Below are 19,542 nucleotides of genomic sequence, written 5' to 3' on the forward strand. Positions count from 1 at the left end.
TTACGCCGCCTGCGGGTTCTGCATTGGGCTTAACGGCATGAAAATGTAGGAAAGTTCGGGAGTTCAGGCTTTCCATCGGTGACAGAGCCGGGTTTGCTAAACCGTCGTACTGGGATTACCGGTACCGAGGGTTCGAATCCCTCCGTCTCCGCCATATCGTTTTCAATTGGCTGGATTTTTCTGTCTGGCGGGAAATGTCCGAGCGGCAGCGTCGTGGCGCATTGCGGCATCACTACGACACAGCCTTGCGCAATGCCGGGGTGACTGCGCCCCGCCCTCCATCACGGATCAGCCATCACGCAAGCCCTCCAAGCATCGTTTGTGTGCCGGGACTTGCCAGATTCCCCCAATTTCCAGCGGATTTACGCTGTGCAAGGCTGGACGGCGGCCGCGCGCCGAGCTAACCGGCCCGTCCAACCGTTGGAGAATTGGGATCATGAATACTGCTGAACTCGCCGAAGCCGTTGCCGCCAGCGCTGGCCTCACCAAGGCCGATGCGAAGAAGCTGGTCGACACCGTGTTCGCGGCAATTGCCGATGCGGCTGCGAAGGGCGAGGAAGTTTCGCTGAGCGCCTTCGGGAAGTTCAAGGTCAAGGAAAGCCCGGCCCGCGAAGGCCGCAACCCCTCGACCGGTGCCACCATCCAGATCGCTGCCTCGCGCAAGCTGACCTTCGCCGCCGCGAAGTCGGTCAAGGACAAGCTGAACGGCTGATCCATATGGCCGGCTCCACGGAGCTTGCCACGATGCGGCGCGCGGGAAGCAAGCCTTCCCGCGCGCCGTTCGCGTTTCTGGAGGAGGCCGGCAGTGGGCTTCGATGATCTGATGCGGCGCTATTTCGGCACGGCCGACCTGGGCGGCCTCAGCCCCGCCGAACTCGAGGCCGGCTCGGAACGGCTTTCTGTCGATTTCGGGCTGGAAACCGATCCCGCACGCCGCTTCGCGCTCTGGGCGCTCATGCATATCCTCGGCTGCGCGCCCGATCTCGATATCGCCTTCAAGGATCCGGCCGAGCGCAATGCCGCGCGCGATTTCATGGATCTCTTCGCCGGAATGGCCGATCCCCCGCAATAAGCAGAGGTGCAGACCGGTGGTCCGCGTGGTCAAACCCGGGCAACCGCATTCAAGGACCATGCCCATGACCGACCTCATTCTTGTCGCCATCGAAGGCGGCGTCGCGACCGTCACGCTCAACCGGCCGGAGGCGATGAACGCGCTGTCCAAGGCCTTGCGCGCGCGCCTCGCCGAGGTGATGACCGCGCTGGATGCCGATGCTGCGGTCCGCGCCGTCGTTCTCACCGGCGCCGGGACCCGGGCCTTTACCGCCGGGCTCGACCTCAAGGAGCTCGGCTCGACCGAAGGCGCTCTCGGCGCGGCCAATGCCGAAGGCGCATCCGAAAACCCGGTCAAGGCCATCGAAATCTGCCGCAAGCCGGTGATCGGTGCGATCAACGGCGTTGCCATCACCGGCGGCTTCGAAGTGGCGCTGGCCTGCGACGTGCTGATCGCCTCGACCAACGCGCGCTTTGCCGACACCCACGCCCGCGTCGGCGTCTATCCGGGTTGGGGCCTCTCGCAGAAGCTGCCGCGCCTGATCGGCATCAGCCGGGCCAAGGAACTCTCGTTCACCGGCAATTTCCTCGATGCCGCCACGGCCGAGCGCTGGGGCCTGGTGAACAGCGTGGTTGCGCCCGAGGACCTGCTCCCCACCGCGCAGCAAATGGCGCGCGACATGGCCTCGATCGACCCCACTTTCCTGCGCAACTACAAGGCGCTGATCGATGACGGCTATGGCCTGCCCTTCGCCGCGGGCATGGCGCTCGAGGCCGAGCGGTCCTCCGCCGCCAATTCCGCCGTGCGCCCCGAAGAAGTCGAATCGCGTCGCCTCGCTGTCCAGGCCCGGGGCCGCAGCCAATAACAGCAGCGGCCGAAATCCCGATTCGGGACAAGTTGACACAGTTGACACAGTCCTGAGGGATAATTGCATTCGATCAGTGCGCCGTTTTTGATCGCTGCAATCGATCAGTTGCAGGCCGAGGAACTGGTCGCCAGCACGAGGCGCGGAGAGGGTGGAGACAGGCATACCCCCACCCTCTCATAGTGCAGCCATGTAGGACAGCGACGGGCACGGGGCGACGTTGAGGGATCACCGTAAAGTCGTGCGATCCTAGATCGCCACCGCCAGCTCGGTTGCCTGCAGGATCGCGCGCTTGGCATCGAGTTCGGCGGCTTCGTAGGCCCCCCCGATCAGCTGCGGCGCGAGGCCCCTTGCGACCAGCTGGCCGTAAAGCTCGCGCGCCGGCTCCTGCCCGGCGCAGACGATCACCGTATCCACCGGCAACAGCCGCGGTTCGCCTTCGACGCGAATGTGGAGGCCCTCATCGTCGATCCGATCATACTCCACCCCGCCCAGCATCTGCACGCCGCGCCGCTGCAAGGTGATGCGGTGCGTCCAGCCGGTGGTGCGGCCGAGGCCCTTGCCGACGGCGCTCGCCTTGCGCTGGAGCAGCCAGACCTCGCGCCCGCTGGACGCCACTTCGGGCACCACACCGGTCACGCCGCCGCGCGGATGATTCTTGAAATCGATGCCCCATTCCCTGGCAAAGACGTCCACATCCAGCGAGCCCGGTGTGCCGGCATGGGTTATGAGCTCGGCAACATCGAAGCCGATACCGCCCGCCCCCATGATCGCGACCGTCCGGCCCACATTGGCCTTGCCAGTGATCACATCGACATAGCGGACCGCCTTGGGGTGATCGATGCCTGCGATTTCGGGCTTCCTCGGCGTGATCCCGGTGGCGATCACGATCTCGTCGAACCCGCCAGCTGCCAGCATATCGGCATCGACCCGGGTGGCGAGCTTCAGCTCGATCCCGTTCACCTCGATCATCCGCCCGAAGTAGCGGATCGTCTCGTCGAACTCCTCCTTGCCGGGGATCTTGCGGGCAAGGTTGAACTGGCCGCCGATCTCGCCGGCCGCATCGAACAGCGTGACCTTGTGCCCGCGCCCCGAGGCAATCGTTGCATAGGCAAGGCCCGCCGGCCCCGCGCCGACCACCGCGATCCGCCGCGCGGTGGTGGCCGGGGCCACCGTGATCTCGGTCTCGCGGCAGGCGCGGGCGTTGACGAGGCAGCTGGTGAGCTGGCCGGTGAACGTGTGATCGAGGCAGGCCTGATTGCAGGCGATGCAGGTGTTGATCTCGTCCTCGCGGCCTTCCCACGCCTTCTTCACGATCTCGGGATCCGCCAGCATCGGCCGCGCCATCGAGATGAGATCGGCATCCCCGCGCGCGAGCACGTCTTCGGCCACATGCGGCATGTTGATGCGGTTGCTGGTGATGAGCGGGATCGAGACGACCTTGCGCAAGCGCCCGGTAACCTGGGCGAAGGCCGCGCGGGGCACCATGGTCGCGATGGTCGGCACCTGGCTTTCGTGCCAGCAGAAATGCGTGCTGATGACGTCTGCGCCTGCGGCTTCGAGCGCCTTGGCGAGGCTGGCGACTTCCTCCCAGGCGAGGCCGCCTTCCAGCATGTCCATCGCGGAAATGCGGAAGATGAGGATCTTGTCGTCACCCAGCGCCGCGCGCGCACGCTTCACCACTTCGACCGGAAAGCGCATGCGGTTTTCCCACGATCCGCCCCAGCGATCGGTGCGCTGGTTGGTCCTCTCGACGAGGAAGGTCGAAATCAGATAGCCGGCGGAGCCGATGATCTCGACCCCGTCGTAGCCCGCCTCCACCGCCAGCGCGGCGCAATTGGCAAAGGCGGCGATCTGCTCCTCGATGCCCGCTTCATCCAGCTCGACCGGCGGCACCTTGGCAAGGCGCGAGCGCACCGGCGAGGGGCCGACCGGCTCGCGCACATTGGCGATGGAGCCCGAATGGAGGATCTGCATGCAGATCTTCACATCGGGATCGGCGGCATGGACGGCATCGGTGACCGCACGGTGCATCGGCACTTCCGAGGGCTCGCTGAGCTTCGCGCCGCGCCCGCCGCTGGGGTGCGGGGTGATGCCGCCGGTGATGATCATACCGACGCCGCCCTGCACACGCTCGACGAAATAGGCGGACAGCCGCTCTGCCGCATTGGGCAGGTCTTCGAGGCCCGAATGCATCGAGCCCATGATGATGCGGTTCTTGAGCCGGTTCCCCCGGATCACGAGCGGCGAGAACATCAGCGGATACTTCGGGTGGCTCTGGGCATGTGTCATCGGTCTGGTCCGTTCAGTCAGGCGTATAGTTCGGGCGGCGCTTCTCGAGGAAGGCGCGCATGCCCTCGGCAAAATTGGGGCTGGCGGCGGTCATCAGCTGGTTGCGGTTCTCGATCGCCATGGCCGCTTCGAGGCTTGGCGCATCGACCGCGAGGTTGAGGCCTTCCTTCGTCATCCTGAGGCCCTTGGGCGAGGCGGCGAGCAGTTCGGCCACATAGCCCTCGCCCACCGCTTCCAGCTGGTCATCGGGCACGACTTCGCTGACGAGGCCTGTCGCCAGCGCGCGCGGTGCATGGATGAAGCGCCCCGTCAGCATGAGTTCGGACGCGACCGACGTGCCGACGAGCCGGGGCAGAAAATAGCTGACGCCCATGTCGCACGCGGAGAGGCCGAGCTTGATGAAAGCGGCGTTCATTTTCGCGCTTTCGCCCGCGACGCGGATGTCTGCCGCCAGCGCAAAGGCAAAGCCACCGCCGCACGCCGCGCCCTGCACCAGCGCAACGATCGGCTGCGGGCAGCGCCGCATCTTCACGTAGACGTCGGCGAGATGGCCCTGAAAGCCGAAGCCCCCGCCGAACGGATCGGGGCCGTTGGCCGCCTGCCGATCCTTGATGTCGAGCCCCGCGCAGAACGCCCGGCCCGCGCCGCGCATCACCACCACGCGCGTTTCGCGGTCATTGTAGAGCGCGCCGAAATAGGCGCTGAGCTCGTCCACCATCTCGAGCGAAATCGCATTGAGCTGATCGGGCCGGTTCAGCGTGAGCCAATCCGCCGCGCCGCGTTTCTCCACCGTGATCGTTCGCCAGGACATGCCCCGCTCCCCTGAGGCGCCTCTGCGGGCGCGCTGGTGTTGTGTGTCATGGCGCGCCGCATGACAAACCTGCCCATATTGACAGCGCCGCGCCGGACCGCAGGCCTCGCGCAGACCGCCTTGCGCCCTACCCCTATCGAAAGCGCGCAAACGGCGGATGCGCGTTGCATGGACCTGACCGATCCCTTAGCCACACTCTCCGCCCGACCACAACGCAGGATGGCTTTCGAACGTGCAGCAAGCGGCCGTGGACCGCCCGCTTTCCGGGCTTGCGCATAGCCAGCGCGCGTTCGGTGCCGCGGTGATCCGCGCGATGGTGGCGACCAAATCCTGTCTGGAGACTGCCCGATGACCATGACCGATCCCGAACGCATCCCCGTCATCATCGGCGTGGGCCAGCTGAACGACCGGCCCGCGAGCCCCGAACTCGGCCTCGATCCGCCGGGACTGATGGCTGCCGCGCTGCGCCTCGCCGAAGCGGATGCGGGCGGCAACCTGCTCGCCGATCTCGACAGCCTTGCCATCGTCGACCAGATCAGCTTCCGCCACCTCGGCAATCTCTGTGCCGGCGTGGCCGGCGCGATCGGGGCCAATCCGCCGATCAGCTACCAGTCCGAAGCCCCGCACGGCGATACGCCGATCCGCCTGCTCAACGAAGCGGCCAACCGCATCGGGGCGGGCGAAGTGCGCCTTGCCGCCGTCGTCGGCGCCGAAGCCCTGCGCACCGCGGCGGGCCTTGCCGCGCTGGCCGCGAAAGGCGAGGACAAGAGCTACAACGCGGTGCGAGGCGTCTCCACCCGCCGCGATCCGACGTATGCGCAGGCGCACGGGCTGACCGCGCCGGTCGATGTCTACCCGATCTACGAGAACGCCGGCCGCGCCGCCTATGGCCAGACCCTCGCCGAAGCGCAGGCGGAAAGCGGCGCGATCTGGGCGGGCATGAGCGAGGTTGCCGCCGCCAACGAAGGCGCGTGGATCAGGAAGGCCGTCAGCGCCGAGGACATCCTGACGCCCGGCCCCGCGAACCGCCCGCTGGCGTATCCCTATACCAAGCTCACCGTCGCCAATTCCTCGGTCAACCAGGGCGCAGGCTTCCTCGTCGCCAGCCTTGCAGAGGCGCGGCGGCGCGGCATTCCGGAAGAGCGGCTGATCTACGTGGGCATGGGCGCAGCAGCCAAAGAAGACCCGAGCATCCTGCGCCGCGACCGCTATGACCGCTCCACCAGCATGGACACCGCGATCCGCCGGACGCTGGAGCTCAACCGGATGACGGCTGCGGACTTCGACCATGTCGAGCTTTACAGCTGCTTCCCCTGCGTCCCCAAGATGGCGCGCCGCGTGCTGGGCTGGCCGGTGGACAAGCCCGCGACCGTGTTCGGCGGGCTGACCTTCGGCGGCGGCCCCATCGCCAACTACATGAGCCATGCGGTGGTTTCGATGGTGGAGCGGCTGCGCCCGAAGGGGTCTGGGGGCGGTGACGGCAAGACCGGCTTCCTCTTCGCCAATGGCGGCTATGCCACCGACAACCACTGCATCGTGATATCGCGCGAACCGGTGGCGGCGGCACAGTTCCCGCAGGACTTCGACTATCAGGCCGAGGCCGATGCGGCGCGGGGGCCCATCCCCGAGCTGGAGAAGGACTATGTCGGCCCCGCATCGGTGGAGAGCTACACCGTGTTTCATGGCCGCGAGGGCGCGCCTTCCGCAGGCGTGGTGATCGCCCGCACCCCGGAGGGCAAGCGCACGCTGTGCCACATCGATGTGGCGGACGCCGCGATCTGCGCGTTCTTCATGGATGGTGCGGTGGAGCCGGTGGGGACTGCGGGCGCGATTGCGCTGGAGGGCGAGCGGCGGGTCTGGGTGCGGTGACCGCTCCCCAAACCAAAATGCCAGTAGGTCGCCGCCGCCGCCCGCTCTAGGATCGTGCCACGATTTGAGGGAGAGAACGATGAGCGGACGGTTCGCAGGCAAAGTGGCGCTGATCACCGGGGGCACCTCGGGCATAGGCGCGGGCACCGTGCGGCGGCTCGCCAGCGAGGGCGCGAAGGTCGTGTTCACCGGGTCGAAGGCCGAAGCCGCTGCCGCGCTTTGTGCGGAAACCGGCGCCGAGTTCGTTGCCCACCGGGTCGAGGATGCGGCGGCGTGGGACAGCCTGATGGCCGACATCAAGGCCCGGCATGGCCGGCTTGACGTGGCCTTTGCCAACGCAGGGATCGAAACCGGCGACAGCAGCGTGGAAGACATCACCATGGAGGCGTGGGAGCGCGTCATGGGCGTGAACCTCACCGGCGTGATGCTGACCATCCAGCACGCGATCCGAGCGATGCGGGCCAATCCCGATGGCCCCGTCGGCTCGATCGTGGTGAACTCGTCGATGAGCGCCTACCGGCCGCTCGCCAACTATGTCGCTTATTCGGCGAGCAAGGGCGCGCTGATCGCGCTGATGAAATCCTCGGCACTCCACTGTGCCACGCTGAAAACGAAGATCCGCGTGAACTCGATCCACCCCGGCGTGGTCGAGACAGAATTGATCCGCAGCGTGATCGACCGTTCGCCCGACAGCGCCGCCGCGCGGGCGCAATTCAATGCCATGGCCCCCATCGGCCGCATGGCGCAGGTGGAGGAAGTGGCCGCGCTGGTAGCCTTCCTCGCCTCTGACGAGGCCGGTTTCATCTCGGGTTCGGAATACGGGATCGACGGGGCGAGCACAGCGGGGATGATGGGGGTCTGAGGCGCCGCGCCCTCCGCTTCCGTTCGTCATCCCCGCGAAGGCGGGGATGACGAAAAATAGGTTGCCGCCAGTGGGTGCCGATGTGGCCTGCGGACGGGGCCCGACCGGCTCAGGACCGGATGGTGGTGAAGCCGGGCTGTTAAGCCGCAGCCCCCAGATAGCCCAACTGGCCCGCCTTGAAGACGGCCTGGCTGCGGTTCACCGCGTTGAGTTTTTCGCCCGCACGCTGGATGTGATAGCGCACCGTCGCGTGGCTCAAGGCCAGGATCAGGCTGATTTCCTTGTCGGTCTTGCCGATCGCGGCCCAACGCAGACATTCGACCTCGCGCTTCGAGAGGCGGCAGTCGCTCGGGATCCATTGCTGCGTGCGCATGGTGCTGACATAGCTGGCGACGAAGCGCCGGGTCAGCGCGCCGAGGAAATCGCCATGCTCGGCAAACACGGCCGACATGTCGTCGAGCGTCTTGTCCACCGGCACGAAGCTCGTCGCGGCGATCTGGCCGAACGAGAGGTGCGAGGGGATGACGATCATCGCCCGGGCCTTGCTGAACTTGTGAAACTCGGAAAAGTTCAGGTCTTCAAGGTAGTTGTTGCGGCTGACGGTGAAGGCCCCGTGGGCATTGCACCAGAAGGGCTCGCTTTCATACCGCGTCGCGCGCGGGAACGGCGAGGAGAGCGCCAGGGTGCCGTTTTCCCACCAGCGTTCGCCATCGGCGGTCCAGCCGAAGATGTCGGCGTTGATGATCTTGCCATCGGCATCGAGCATCTGCTCTTTCGACGAAATGTCGGGGCAGACGGCAATGCGCAGATCAAGCTGCAAGGCAATGTCGCGTATCGCAGTTGCGGCGGGCCGCACGTCTTCAACGGCCCGAATCGTCACCTGCTCGAAGGTGGTGTTCGCCCAGTCCATGCTGCATCCTCTGGCCGGTGCCGGTTATTCCGTCATCCGGGTCGAGTCGCATGCTAACCTACTGCGTGCCGTAGCGGAAGCCCCATCCGGAATGGTTGCGGAACGGGGTTTCCGGGAAACAATCGTTTGCTGTTTCGGCCTGGCCGAAACAGAGGCGGCACCGGCCCGCTCCCCCGTCCGGCCACCCATAGCGTACAATGTCGTTGGGTGGCCGGACGGGGGAGCGGGCCGGTGCCGCCATCCGCGTTAGCGGATCACATCAGAGTCCCAGCACCTGCTTGGCGATGATGGTCTTCTGCACTTCGTCCGAACCGCCGAAAATCGTGTAGGCGCGGCCGTTGAGGTAGGCGGGCATGGAAAGCTGCGCGGCGCGGCTGCCGACATATTCCGGCGCTTCGTTGCCATAAAGCGGACGGGTGACGGGAAGCTGCAGGCCCTCGTAGCCGAACAGGTCCACCGCCAGCTCGTCGATCTGCTGCCTGAGGTTGGAGCTCGTCAGCTTGACCAGCGAGGTCTGCGGTCCAGCCGGGCGGCCCTTGGCAAGCTCGGCAAGGATGCGCAGTTCGGTCACTTCGAAGGCCTGCGCCTCGAGCCGCAGGCGGGCAAGGCGCTGGGAGATATTGGGATCGTGGATCATCGTGCCGTTGGTTCCGGAGGCTTCCTCCTTGGCCCAGCGCTCGATCCGGTCGAGCTTGGCCAGCAGCGCGGGCGCCGCGCAGGAACCGCCGCGCTCGTTCTCAAGCAGGAACTTGGCGATCGTCCAGCCCTGGCCTTCCTCGCCGATCAGGTTGTCGGCAGGCGTTTCGGCGTTGTCGAAGAACGTGGCGTTGACTTCGTGATCGTTCGCCATCGTGACGATGGGCGAGACGCTGACGCCGGGCTGCTCCATCGGGATCAGCAGGAAGCTGATGCCGCGCTGCTTCTGCACGGTGGGATCGGTGCGTACGAGCGCGAAGATCCAGTTGGCGTGGTGGGCGTGGGTGGTCCAGATCTTGGAGCCGTTGACGACGTACTTGTCACCGACCCGCTCTGCGCGCGTCTTCACCGCGGCGAGGTCGGAGCCCGCGCCGGGCTCGGAATAACCCTGGCACCAGTAGTCCTCGCCCGAGATGATGCGCGGCAGGAAGCGCGCCTTCTGCTCGGGCGTGCCGAAGTGGCAGATCACCGGGCCGACGAGGCGCAGGCCAAGGATCGGCAGCGAGGGCGCGCCGGCAATCGCGCATTCCTTCTCGAAGATGTACTTTTGCGTCGGCGTCCAGCCCGGACCGCCGTCCTCGACCGGCCATGACGTCGCCAACCAGCCCTTTTCGGCGAGGATCGCCTGCCATTCGCGGGTGATGTCGGGCTCGGTGAACACGCTGGGCGTATTGGCCGCGCCTTCGCGCAGGCGGGCGTTGAGCTTGTCATCAAGGAACGCGCGCACTTCCTTCTGGAAAGCGAGATCCTCAGGGGAGAAATCCATATCCATAGCAATAACCCTCAGGCGATCTCACTCATGGCCCAGCGAATGCCACGACGCAGTGTTTCGTAATAGACGGGATAGTTCCAGCTGCAGCGTTCGGGATGTGTCCAAAAGGGCAGGAGTTCAATGACATCGAAGTGGCTGCGGCAGTGGCCGAGCGTGTTGTACAGAACCCCGCCCTTGCCATGATCGCGCAAGTAGAGGATCGGCACGACGACGTTCGAATAGTTCGCCTCGGTGAAGCCCGTCGCCTCGCCATCGAAACGCGTTTGCATCAGCACCTTGATCGGCGCCTTCTGCTTCATGATGTAGAGCTCGTCGATCACGTCGAAATCTTCGAGGCCCTGGGTGAGGGCATGGGTCTTGTCGACCACCTCGACGCGGAACGGCCCGATCGGCGGATGCGCCTTGAACTGGGTGCCGAGCACTTCCATCACATCGTCGCGCTCTTCGGGGCAATCGACGCCGCCTTCGACGAACTTCAGGATCGAATTGGTGCCGTGAAGCGCGAGCCAGCGCCCGCCGCGGTCGAGGAACTCCTTGATCTTCACAGTCTCTTCGGGCGTCGGCAGGACGGTGCAGGTGTAGGTCACGAGGAACTGGCATTGCTCCAGCCGCTCGGTGTTGGAAAAGTCCATCGCGACGGTCGTGCGGATCTCGGGATGCTCGCCCAGCAGCTTGAGCACTTCGAGCCGGGCGAAGTCGATATCGTGGTATTTGCCGGCGGCCACGAAATGGGCGTCAATCCGCTTGGTCATTCACTGCACTCCAAAAATCAGGTCACGCCGCGCGGGCATAATCCAGAATATCGCTGTCGGGATCGCCGAACAGCTTCGACAGCAGCACGATCCGCTTGAGACCATGACCGATGCCAAGCTCGTCGCTCATGCCCATGCCGCCGTGCAGCTGCACCGCCTGATGCGCGACCCAGATCGCGTTTTCGGCGACATGCGCCTTGATCGCCGCCATCGGCGCCGCCGGCTGGAGCAGTGCGCGCAGGATCGCCGACTGCACGCTTTCGACCCGCGCATAGGCATCGACCATGCGGTGCTGGAGCACCTGGAACCGGCCGAGCGGCTGGCCGAACTGCTCGCGCGTCTTGAGGTATTCCAGCGTATCGGCGAACAGGCGCTGGGCGATGCCGACCATCTCCGCCGCCGCCATCAGCCGCGCCCCGTCGATCACCGCCGCGAGATCAGCCGCCAGCGGTCCTTCCGCCGCCGCATCATGGAACGTCACGATCGCCGCAACGCCGCCATCGGCCACCGGATAGGGCCGCACTTCGACTTCGGCCGCCTTGGCATCGACCACAAAGAGCCCGGTCTTGCCGTCTTCTTCCGCCGTGACGACGAAGATGTCGGCCGCGCCGCCACCGAGCACGAACTGCTTGGTGCCGGTCAGCTTGCCACCTCGGACCTTGACGCCCTGCGCTTCGAGCATGAAGCGGCGGCCCGGTTCGGCGAAGGCGAACGCCGCGATGGTCTCGCCCGCGATCACGCCTTCAAGATGCGCGGAGCCCGCCAGCAGCCGCGCGGGGAGGAAAGCGCATTCCAGCCACGGCTCCACCGCCTGCGCATGGCCCAGCGCCTGCGCCACGACTGCAAGGTCGCCGTGCGAGCCGCCCATGCCGCCATCATCCTCGCCCGCGGCAAGGCCGATGAGGCCCAGTTCCGCAAGCTCCTTCCAGCGCGCGCGGTCGATGCCGCCCGGCAGGGCGCGCGCCGCACGGCGGGTCGCCACATCCTGGCCCTGGCAGAAGCGCTCGACCGCTGCCTTGAACAGTTCCTGGTTCTCGTCGAGATCGAAGTTCACGCGCCAGCCTTCTTGAAAGTGATGGGAACGGAGACGAATCCGCGCAGCAGCAGGTTGGGCGAAACCTTGAGCTCGGCGTCCTCCTTGATGCGGATATCATCAAGCCGGCGCAGCAACTCGGTGAAGGCGACGGTCATTTCCTTGCGGCTGAGCATGTTGCCCACGCACATGTGGATGCCCTTGCCGAAGGCGAGGTGGGTGCGCGCGTTGCTACGCTCGACGTCGAACTTGTCGGGATCGGGATACTTGGCCGGATCGCGGTTTGCTGCGGCATAGCGGAGCATGATCATTTCGCCCGCCTTGTAGGGACGCCCGCCAAGCTCGGTGTCCTTCGTAACCAGCCGCCACATGCCGGCGGTCGGCGTATCGAGCCGGAGCACTTCCTCGATCATGTTGCCCACCAGCGCCGGATTGGCGCGGACCTTCGCCTGCTGATCGGAATTCTGCGCGAGATGGACGATGCCGCCCGCCAGCGCATGCGTCGTCGTCTCGTTACCCGCCACCATCAGCTGCTGCGCGATCGAGAGGATCTCGGCATCGTTGAGCGGGGTTTCGCCATCGAGCCGGGCGTTGACGACATCGGACAGCAGATCGTCGGTCGGTGCCTCGCGGCGCGCGTCGATCTTCACCTTCAGCTTGCGCTGGAAATCGACGATCTCGTGCGCGCATTCGATCTCGCGCTCGCGCGGGATCATGTGGCCCAGCCGGTCGGCAAAGGCATCGGACCAGCGCTTCACGTCCGCGCGCTCCGCCTCGGAGAAGCCGAGCTGTTCGCAGATCACCTGCACCGGCAGGCCGACGCTGAACGCGGTGACGAAATCGCACTCGCCGTCTTCGATGAAGCCGTCGATGAGCTTGTTCACCTTGTCGCGGATGCCGGCTTCCAGCGCGTTCACGCGGGGCATCGAGAAGGCGAGGTTGACGAGCTTGCGAAAGCGCGTGTGGACCGGCGGATCGGCGGTCAGCAGCGTGTTCATCTGCGGCCAGCCCTGCGCCAGAATGCCGCTCACTTCCGGGTCCTCGGCCAGCGCACCTGAAAGCACACCGCTGAAATCATTCGAGAAGTCTTCCGGCCGGCCCGCCGCTTCCGAGCACATCTCGTAATTCATCACGATCTTCATGCCCGTCTCGGGCATCTCGATCACGGGCGCGTTCGCGTGGGCCCACTGATAAAGCGGGAACGGGTTCTGCATCACCTCGGGATCGAGCAGGCTCTTGGTCATCTCATTCATGGCGATCCCTACCCCTTTGGCCCCACTGCGTTATGCTTCGATTTGGCACCGTCATATACCCACTGCCACGCGCGAAAATGCTAGGTTGGCCTGCCCGCTGGGGCAGGTGTTCACGAATGGACCATGACCCCGCCATCGACCATGATCCCCTGCCCGGTGATGAAGCGCGCATCATCGGTGGCGAGGAACACCATCACATCGGCCACATCTTCAGGCTGGCCGACCCGGCCAAGCGCGGAGCGGCCGGCATAGTAGTCCTTCGCGCCCGGCGTATCCTCGAACAGGCTTCTGGTCATGCCTGTGGCGATGGCGCCCGGCTGCACGCAGTTCACGGTGATGCCCTGCGGCCCCAGTTCCATCGCCAGCGCGCGGGTCAGGCCCAGCACCGCATGCTTGGAGGTCGTATAGGCCACCAGCCCCGCATCACCATAGCGCGACATGATCGAGCCGACATTGACAACGCGCCCGCGCCCCGAGGCGGCGAGAAGCGGCATCAGCGCGCGGGTGAGCTTCATCACCGCTGTGACGTTGATGCCAAGCGCCGCGTTCCAGTCCGCCTCGGCCATATCGGCGAAGGGGCCGCTGGGGCAGACGCCCGCGTTGTTGATCAGGATATCGCAGCCGCCCAGCAGGCTTTCCGCCGCGCCGGCAATGCTGGCGATGGAATCCGCATCGCCGAGGTCCGCGATGAGGGTGTGCGTGCCGACGATGCCATCGCCCACCCGGTCGACGCCGAGCACGTGTGCGCCTTCCGCCAGCAGCCGCGCCGCCGCCGCCGCGCCCATGCCGGACGCCGCACCGGTGACGACTGCGCGGCGGCCGGTCAGGTCCTTGCCGCGTGCGATCTGGAGAGGCTCGGCCATTTCAGGCAAACTCCCGCCGGAACTCGGCCATGTCGAAATAATCGCGCCACTGGGTGATCTTGCCCTCGGCATTGATCTCGAACGTGCCGGAGACGCGGATGGCCCGCCAGCGCCCGGCAACGAGGAACTTGTCCGTCCGCTCGGTCAGCACCACGTTGCCATTGGCGGCGATGTGGTGGGTGATCCATTCGCTGGCCTCGATGGGCGGGAACTGGCCCATCAGCGCCTGCACCCCGGCAAGGCCCACGGCAGGCTCCATCGGGATGTTATGCCAGACGATGTCCTCGGCCATCATGCCGAACGCGGCGGGCACGTCGCCCCGGTTCCACGCAGCGATGAAGGCCTCGACGATTTCCTGCGGGGTCATGCGCTTCTCCTGTTATCGCGCGGTCCACGCCAGCGCATTGGCGATCACCCGGCGGACGACCGGGTTGGCATAGGTGTGCGGACCGTCGCCGAACTGGCAGTAGACGATCTGCGCCGCGCCTGCGGGCTTGGTCCAGGCCACCAGATTGCTTCCCGGCGGATGCGGCCAATCGGAATTGTCGAACATGCGGCCTGCCACGGCGTGCGCGGCGGAATAGAAGTTTCCCGCCACATAGTCGTGCAGCGCGCGGATCAGCGGGGTCACATCGGCCTCGAACACTTCGCCCAGATAGAGCTCGTCGTTCACGTCGAAGGTCTGCGGAATGCCCGCGAGCACGGGATGGTCGGAGACGAGTTCCGCCGTGTAGTCCACATCGTGGCGGTAGCCGGAATCGAGCTTCAAGGCCCCGCGCACCGGGCCGGGCTGGTAGAGGAAGCGCCCGCCCAACCATTCGCTCCACTGCGGCCATTCGGCCCAGCCGGCGATGGCGTGGTGCATCATCACCGCGCCGCGCCCGCTGGCGAAGCGCCGGGTGATCGCATCCTTGAAGCCTTGCGACGGCGCGGCGGTCTTCACCGTGCCATCGGCGAAAGTATAGCCCGGCATATCGTAGAACAGCACGGCATCCGCGCTGTCTGCCGCGCCTGCCGCGACACGCTCCTCGGCCTCGGGGTGGACGTAGTGGGTCACCTCCCAATCGCCCAGCCCTTCGAGGAACGCCGCGAAGGGCTCCTCCTCATAGGGGTGGCCGCCGGAGAGGACGAGGAGCGTCTTGGCCATGGGTTCAGCTCAGCTTGAGGATCATCTTGCCGTCGTTCGAACCGCTGAACAGCCGCAGGAACGCCGGGAGCGCATTGTCGATGCCTTCGTCGACATGCTCGTCGAACACCAGCTTGCCCTCGGTCACCCAGCCCGCCATCGCGGCGATGCCTTCGCCGAACCGCGGCACATAGTCCGCCACCAGCAGGCCGGTCATCGAGGCGCGCTTGACGATGAGTTGCCACACGTTGCGCGCGCCGGTCTTCTCGCCCGCGTTGTTGTATTCGCTGATCAGGCCGCACACGCCGATGCGCGCATACATCGCAAGATTGTTGAGCCCGGCATCGAGGATATCGCCGCCGACGTTCTCGAAGATCACGTTGACGCCCTCGGGCGCGGCGGCGGCGATTTCTGCCGAGAGCTGGTCCACGGTCTTGCCGCGATAATCGATGGCGACATCGAAGCCGTAGCGCTCGGTGAGGCGCTTGCACTTTTCGGGGCCGCCGGCGATGCCGATGACCTTGGAGGCGCCCTTGATCTTCGCGATCTGGCCGACGAGCGAACCGACCGCGCCGGCCGCACCCGTGACGAGCACGACATCGCCCGGCTGCGGCTTGCACACTTCCAGGTAGCCGAAATAGGCCGTCATCCCCACCGCGCCGAGGACGGAGAGGAAGTTTGTCGGCGAGGGCACGATGGCGGGATCGATGGCCGCACTAAAACCGCCCGCTGCCGAGACCGAGTATTCCTCGATCGCGTTGAGGCCTGAAACCCACTGGCCGACCGGGAAATCGGCGGCCTTGCTGGCGACCACTTCGCCCACTGTCGAGGCGCGCACCGGGGTGCCGAGCGGGATCGGCGGCATGTAGCTTGGCGCATCGTCCATCCAGCCGCGCATGGCGGGATCGAGCGAGGCAAAATGGTTGCGGATCAGGAACTGGCCCTCCGCCAGTTCGGGCAGGGCTTCAGAAACAAGACTGAAGTCTTCGGCTACCGGCGCGCCATCGGGGCGGCGGACCAGCAGGAAACGGCGGTTTTCGGTCACTTGAAAAGCTCCTGAACGGGGGACTCCCGACAGGGTAGAGCCTAGACCCCGCCAGCGCCAAGACGACTCTCATTTTTGCCCATTGGCGCGGGGCACGCTCTCCATTTTGGCCTACTCCCCTTTTTAGGAGGTGAACCCGCACCCCATCGCACCCACAGTGTACCAAGGCCGTCCTGCAGCGCGGCGAACAGGGAACTTCACAAGGATTCCGGGGGCCATGGCAGAACCGTTCTTCGATCACCCCTACCTCTCCGGCCACCACGCGCCGATCCGCTTCGAGGCCGATGCGCCGGATCTGATCGTGCAGGGCAAGCTGCCGGACGATCTGGCCGGCCTGTTCTATCGCAACGGCCCGGACCCGCTCTATCCGCCGCGCGAGGGGGATTATCACTGGTTCGACGGCGACGGCATGGTCTTCGCGTTCGAATTTTCGGACGGCCGCGTCTCGATGCGCAACCGCTGGGTGAAGACCGAGAAGTTCGAACTGGAAAAGGCCGCCGGGCGCCGCCTGTTCGGGATCTTCGGCAATCCGATGACCTCTGACCCCAGCGTGCAGGGCAAACGCTACAACACCGGCAACACCAACATCATCCTCCACGGCGGCCAGCTGCTGGCGCTGATGGAAGGCGCGCCGCCGGTGGCGCTCGATCCGCGAAAGCTCGATACGCTGCACGAGGAGACCTACGGCGGCCTCGTCACCTCCAGCTTCTCCGCGCATCCCAAGATCGATTACGCCACGCGCGAGATGTTCAATACCGGCGCTGCCATCCACGGCATGATGGGCCCGGCGGAAATGCGCTACGACGTGGTCGCGGCGGATGGGACGATCCGCAAGACCGAGATCATCCCGATGCCGCACTTCAGCCTGATGCACACCTTCCTGCTGACGGAAAACTGGGCAATCTTCCCGTTCATTCCCATCGACACCGACCTCAAGCGCTTCGCTGCCGGCGGGCCGATGACGGCGTGGGTCAATAACCGCCCGACCAAGTTCGCGGTGATGCCGCGCGAGGGAACGGCGGCCGATATCAAGTGGTTCGAGTTCGAGCCGCGCCACATGTTCCACGAGCTCAACGTGTGGGAAGAGGACGGCAAGATCATCGCCGATGTGGCCGCGGCCAACGGCACCGCGCTGTTCCCCGACGAGACCGGCGCCCGCCGCACGCACCTCGATACGCAGCAGAGCCTGCGCCGCTGGACCATCGACCCCACCGGCAACACCGGCTGGATCAAGGAAGAAGTGCTCAACGGGCGCGACATCCAGTTCCCGCGCCCCGACGACCGCCTGATGACGCGCAAGAGCCGCCACAGCTTCGCCAACATCAACCTCAAATCACGCGATGGCCGGGTCGAGGGGATGGACGCGGTGCTGCGGTATGACACCCAGACCGGCGAGGAAGACATCTGGCACTTCGGCGCGGGCGCGGCGGCAGGCGAACTGGTGTTCGCGCCGCGCCTTGGCAGCACGGATGAGGCCGACGGCTATGCCATGACGCTCGTCCACCCCGCGAACAGCCCCACCAGCGAACTGGCGATCTTTGCCGCAAGGGACATCGCCGCCGGGCCCATCGCCCGCGTGCTGATCCCCTTCCGCGTGCCCAGCGGCTTCCACTGCAACTTCTACGCCGAGGACAATCCGCTCTACCAGCAGACCCTGGCAAACTGACAAGGGCCTCCCATGACCACGATCCCCGCGCAGCCCATTCCGGCGCATTTGGCGCAGTATGCCGCCGACGGCAGCTGGACCAACATGACCATCGGCGACTACGCGCGCCGCTGGGCCGAGACCGATCCCGAAAGGCAAGTCTACCTCGGCGATCCCGCAGCGCCGACTTATGCAAGCCTGCTGGCCGACGGCGAGGCGCTGGCCCGCGCGCTGCGCGATCTGGGCCTGCGCACGGGTGACGTGATCGGCTTTCAGGTACCCAACTGGGTCGAAGCCTCGGTGATCAACCTTGCCGCCAACCTCGGCGGCTTTGTGGTCGCGCCGATCGTGCCGATCTACCGCGATGCCGAAGTGATCCAGATGCTGGGCGATTGCGGCGCCAAGGCCTATTTCGTCGCTGAGAGCTTCCGGGGCTATGACTTCGCCGGGATGATGGACCGGGTGCGCCCGCACCTGCCCGAATTGAAGCACGTCATCTACGTGCGCCCCACTGAGCGCACGCCCGATTTCGCCGCACTGGTGGCGCATGGCAGGGGCCTCCATACGCCGCTCGACAAGGTCGACCCGAATGCGCTGAAGCTCGTTCTTTACACCTCCGGCACCACGGGCCGGGCCAAGGCCGTGCTCCATTCACACAACACGCTGGACCGCGTCGCGCAGTTCGGCCGCAAGTATAGCGGCGTGCCGAACGACGTGACGCTGATGCCGTCCCCCGTCACGCACATCAGCGGCTTTTCGGGCGGACTGGAGAAGCCCTTTGCCTCGGGCAGCCAGGTCGTGCTGATGGAAGTGTGGAAGGCGAAGGACGCGGTGGACCTGATCGACCGCTACGGCATCACCTCCACCGTCGCCGCCACGCCCTTCCTTCAGGAACTGTGCGATGCGGCCGAGGCCGCCGGATCGAAGCTGCCCACCTTCCGCCGCTTTGCCTGCGGCGGCGCGGCGATCCCCTCGGAACTGGTCTACACCGCCAACAAGCGCCTCGCCCATCCGTGTGCCTACCGCGTTTACGGCAGCAGCGAAGTGCCGCTGGCAACGCCCGGCGTCCTGCCCGAGGAGAGCCTTGAACTGGCCGCCGAGACCGATGGCCGGCCGCTCGACTACGAACTGCGATTGGTGGACGATGATGGCAACGAAGTGCCCCAGGGCAATGACGGGGAGATCCTCGTGCGCGGCCCGGCGATGTTCCTGGGCTATGCCGATCCGGCGCAGACCCGCGAATCGCTGACCGACGACGGTTTCTTCAAAACCGGCGATATCGGCCGGATCACGCCATCGGGCTCGCTCGTCATCACCGGGCGCAAGAAGGACCTCATCATCCGCGGCGGCGAGAACATCAGCGCCAAGGAAATCGAGGATGTGCTCCACCTGCATCCGGCGGTTCGGGAAGCAGCCGTCGTCTCGATGCCGCACGCACGGTTGGGCGAAGGAATCTGCGCCTATCTCATCGCGGATGGCGAGGAGACGCCGGACATGGCCGCGCTTTCAGTCTTCGTCAGCGAGGCGGGCCTCGCCAAGCAGAAATGCCCCGAGCGGATCGAATGGGTGGAGACCTTCCCGCGCACCGCTTCGGGCAAGATCCGCAAGGACGTACTGCGCACGATGATCAAGGAAAAGATGGCGGCGGAGCAGGCGGGGTAGGCCCGGCTTTCCCTTAGGCCCCATCGTCACCCCGG

The 19,542-nt window shown here is 65.9% G+C and carries 18 protein-coding genes and 1 tRNA gene; 8 read left to right on the forward strand and 11 right to left on the reverse strand.

What is annotated here, in order from left to right; all coding sequences use genetic code 11:
* Positions 1 to 48: 48 nt before the first annotated feature.
* From AQZ52_RS18325 to AQZ52_RS00165, 4 genes are all read left to right on the forward strand, one after another.
* Positions 49 to 154: transfer RNA gene (locus AQZ52_RS18325), tRNA-OTHER, on the forward strand.
* Between the two features lie 282 nt (positions 155 to 436).
* Positions 437 to 712 carry an HU family DNA-binding protein gene (locus AQZ52_RS00155; RefSeq protein ID WP_067905954.1) on the forward strand — a complete coding sequence of 92 codons (276 nt, stop codon included), beginning with the start codon at positions 437 to 439 and terminating at the stop codon, positions 710 to 712.
* Between the two features lie 93 nt (positions 713 to 805).
* Positions 806 to 1,072 (forward strand): hypothetical protein, encoded by a 267-nt coding sequence (locus tag AQZ52_RS00160; protein ID WP_067905955.1) that lies wholly within the window; start codon positions 806 to 808, stop codon positions 1,070 to 1,072.
* Positions 1,073 to 1,136: 64 nt separating this feature from the next.
* A complete protein-coding gene (locus AQZ52_RS00165; protein WP_067905956.1) occupies positions 1,137 to 1,916 on the forward strand; it encodes an enoyl-CoA hydratase in 780 nt (259 codons plus the stop codon).
* 249 nt (positions 1,917 to 2,165) lie between these two features.
* Here the strand turns inward: AQZ52_RS00165 and AQZ52_RS00170 are convergent, their stop codons facing one another.
* Together AQZ52_RS00170 and AQZ52_RS00175 are read right to left on the reverse strand one after the other, a co-directional pair.
* Complete coding sequence (locus tag AQZ52_RS00170; protein WP_067905957.1) at positions 2,166 to 4,208, reverse strand: NADPH-dependent 2,4-dienoyl-CoA reductase; 2,043 nt, start codon at positions 4,206 to 4,208, stop codon at positions 2,166 to 2,168.
* Between the two features lie 13 nt (positions 4,209 to 4,221).
* Positions 4,222 to 5,019: an enoyl-CoA hydratase/isomerase family protein gene (locus AQZ52_RS00175; RefSeq protein WP_067905958.1), complete on the reverse strand. Its 798-nt coding sequence runs from the start codon at positions 5,017 to 5,019 to the stop codon at positions 4,222 to 4,224.
* A 348-nt stretch (positions 5,020 to 5,367) separates the two neighbouring features.
* Here AQZ52_RS00175 and AQZ52_RS00180 point away from each other — a divergent pair, with 348 nt between their 5' ends.
* Entirely contained in the window at positions 5,368 to 6,888 is a 1,521-nt protein-coding gene (locus AQZ52_RS00180; protein WP_338045453.1) for an acetyl-CoA acetyltransferase, read from the forward strand.
* A gap of 79 nt (positions 6,889 to 6,967) precedes the next feature.
* Positions 6,968 to 7,750 carry an SDR family NAD(P)-dependent oxidoreductase gene (locus AQZ52_RS00185; RefSeq protein ID WP_067905959.1) on the forward strand — a complete coding sequence of 261 codons (783 nt, stop codon included), beginning with the start codon at positions 6,968 to 6,970 and terminating at the stop codon, positions 7,748 to 7,750.
* 139 nt (positions 7,751 to 7,889) lie between these two features.
* Here AQZ52_RS00185 and AQZ52_RS00190 read toward each other — a convergent pair whose 3' ends face one another.
* The 9 genes from AQZ52_RS00190 to AQZ52_RS00230 form a co-directional block, all read right to left on the reverse strand.
* A complete protein-coding gene (locus tag AQZ52_RS00190; protein ID WP_067905960.1) occupies positions 7,890 to 8,660 on the reverse strand; it encodes a helix-turn-helix transcriptional regulator in 771 nt (256 codons plus the stop codon).
* A 259-nt stretch (positions 8,661 to 8,919) separates the two neighbouring features.
* Positions 8,920 to 10,128: an acyl-CoA dehydrogenase family protein gene (locus tag AQZ52_RS00195; RefSeq protein ID WP_067905961.1), complete on the reverse strand. Its 1,209-nt coding sequence runs from the start codon at positions 10,126 to 10,128 to the stop codon at positions 8,920 to 8,922.
* A gap of 11 nt (positions 10,129 to 10,139) precedes the next feature.
* Positions 10,140 to 10,880 carry a ThuA domain-containing protein gene (locus tag AQZ52_RS00200; RefSeq protein WP_067905962.1) on the reverse strand — a complete coding sequence of 247 codons (741 nt, stop codon included), beginning with the start codon at positions 10,878 to 10,880 and terminating at the stop codon, positions 10,140 to 10,142.
* 22 nt (positions 10,881 to 10,902) lie between these two features.
* Positions 10,903 to 11,934 (reverse strand): acyl-CoA dehydrogenase family protein, encoded by a 1,032-nt coding sequence (locus AQZ52_RS00205; protein WP_067905963.1) that lies wholly within the window; start codon positions 11,932 to 11,934, stop codon positions 10,903 to 10,905.
* A complete protein-coding gene (locus AQZ52_RS00210; protein ID WP_067905964.1) occupies positions 11,931 to 13,166 on the reverse strand; it encodes a cytochrome P450 in 1,236 nt (411 codons plus the stop codon). The genes AQZ52_RS00205 and AQZ52_RS00210 overlap by 4 nt, the downstream gene beginning before the upstream one ends.
* A gap of 110 nt (positions 13,167 to 13,276) precedes the next feature.
* Positions 13,277 to 14,029: an SDR family NAD(P)-dependent oxidoreductase gene (locus AQZ52_RS00215; RefSeq protein ID WP_067905965.1), complete on the reverse strand. Its 753-nt coding sequence runs from the start codon at positions 14,027 to 14,029 to the stop codon at positions 13,277 to 13,279.
* 1 nt (position 14,030) lies between these two features.
* Entirely contained in the window at positions 14,031 to 14,396 is a 366-nt protein-coding gene (locus AQZ52_RS00220; RefSeq protein WP_067905966.1) for a limonene-1,2-epoxide hydrolase family protein, read from the reverse strand.
* Positions 14,397 to 14,408: 12 nt separating this feature from the next.
* On the reverse strand, positions 14,409 to 15,176 hold the full coding sequence (locus tag AQZ52_RS00225) for a ThuA domain-containing protein (RefSeq protein WP_067905967.1): 768 nt from the start codon (positions 15,174 to 15,176) through the stop codon (positions 14,409 to 14,411).
* Between the two features lie 4 nt (positions 15,177 to 15,180).
* Positions 15,181 to 16,200: an NADP-dependent oxidoreductase gene (locus tag AQZ52_RS00230; RefSeq protein ID WP_067905968.1), complete on the reverse strand. Its 1,020-nt coding sequence runs from the start codon at positions 16,198 to 16,200 to the stop codon at positions 15,181 to 15,183.
* 217 nt (positions 16,201 to 16,417) lie between these two features.
* On the opposite strand from AQZ52_RS00230, the gene AQZ52_RS00235 reads away from it, so the two are divergent.
* Both AQZ52_RS00235 and AQZ52_RS00240 read left to right on the forward strand, forming a co-directional pair.
* Positions 16,418 to 17,866 carry a carotenoid oxygenase family protein gene (locus tag AQZ52_RS00235; RefSeq protein ID WP_067905969.1) on the forward strand — a complete coding sequence of 483 codons (1,449 nt, stop codon included), beginning with the start codon at positions 16,418 to 16,420 and terminating at the stop codon, positions 17,864 to 17,866.
* 12 nt (positions 17,867 to 17,878) lie between these two features.
* Positions 17,879 to 19,507 (forward strand): AMP-binding protein, encoded by a 1,629-nt coding sequence (locus AQZ52_RS00240; RefSeq protein WP_067905970.1) that lies wholly within the window; start codon positions 17,879 to 17,881, stop codon positions 19,505 to 19,507.
* The last annotated feature ends 35 nt before the right edge of the window (positions 19,508 to 19,542 follow it).

It is taken from the genome of Novosphingobium fuchskuhlense (assembly GCF_001519075.1).
Lineage (GTDB): Bacteria > Pseudomonadota > Alphaproteobacteria > Sphingomonadales > Sphingomonadaceae > Novosphingobium > Novosphingobium fuchskuhlense.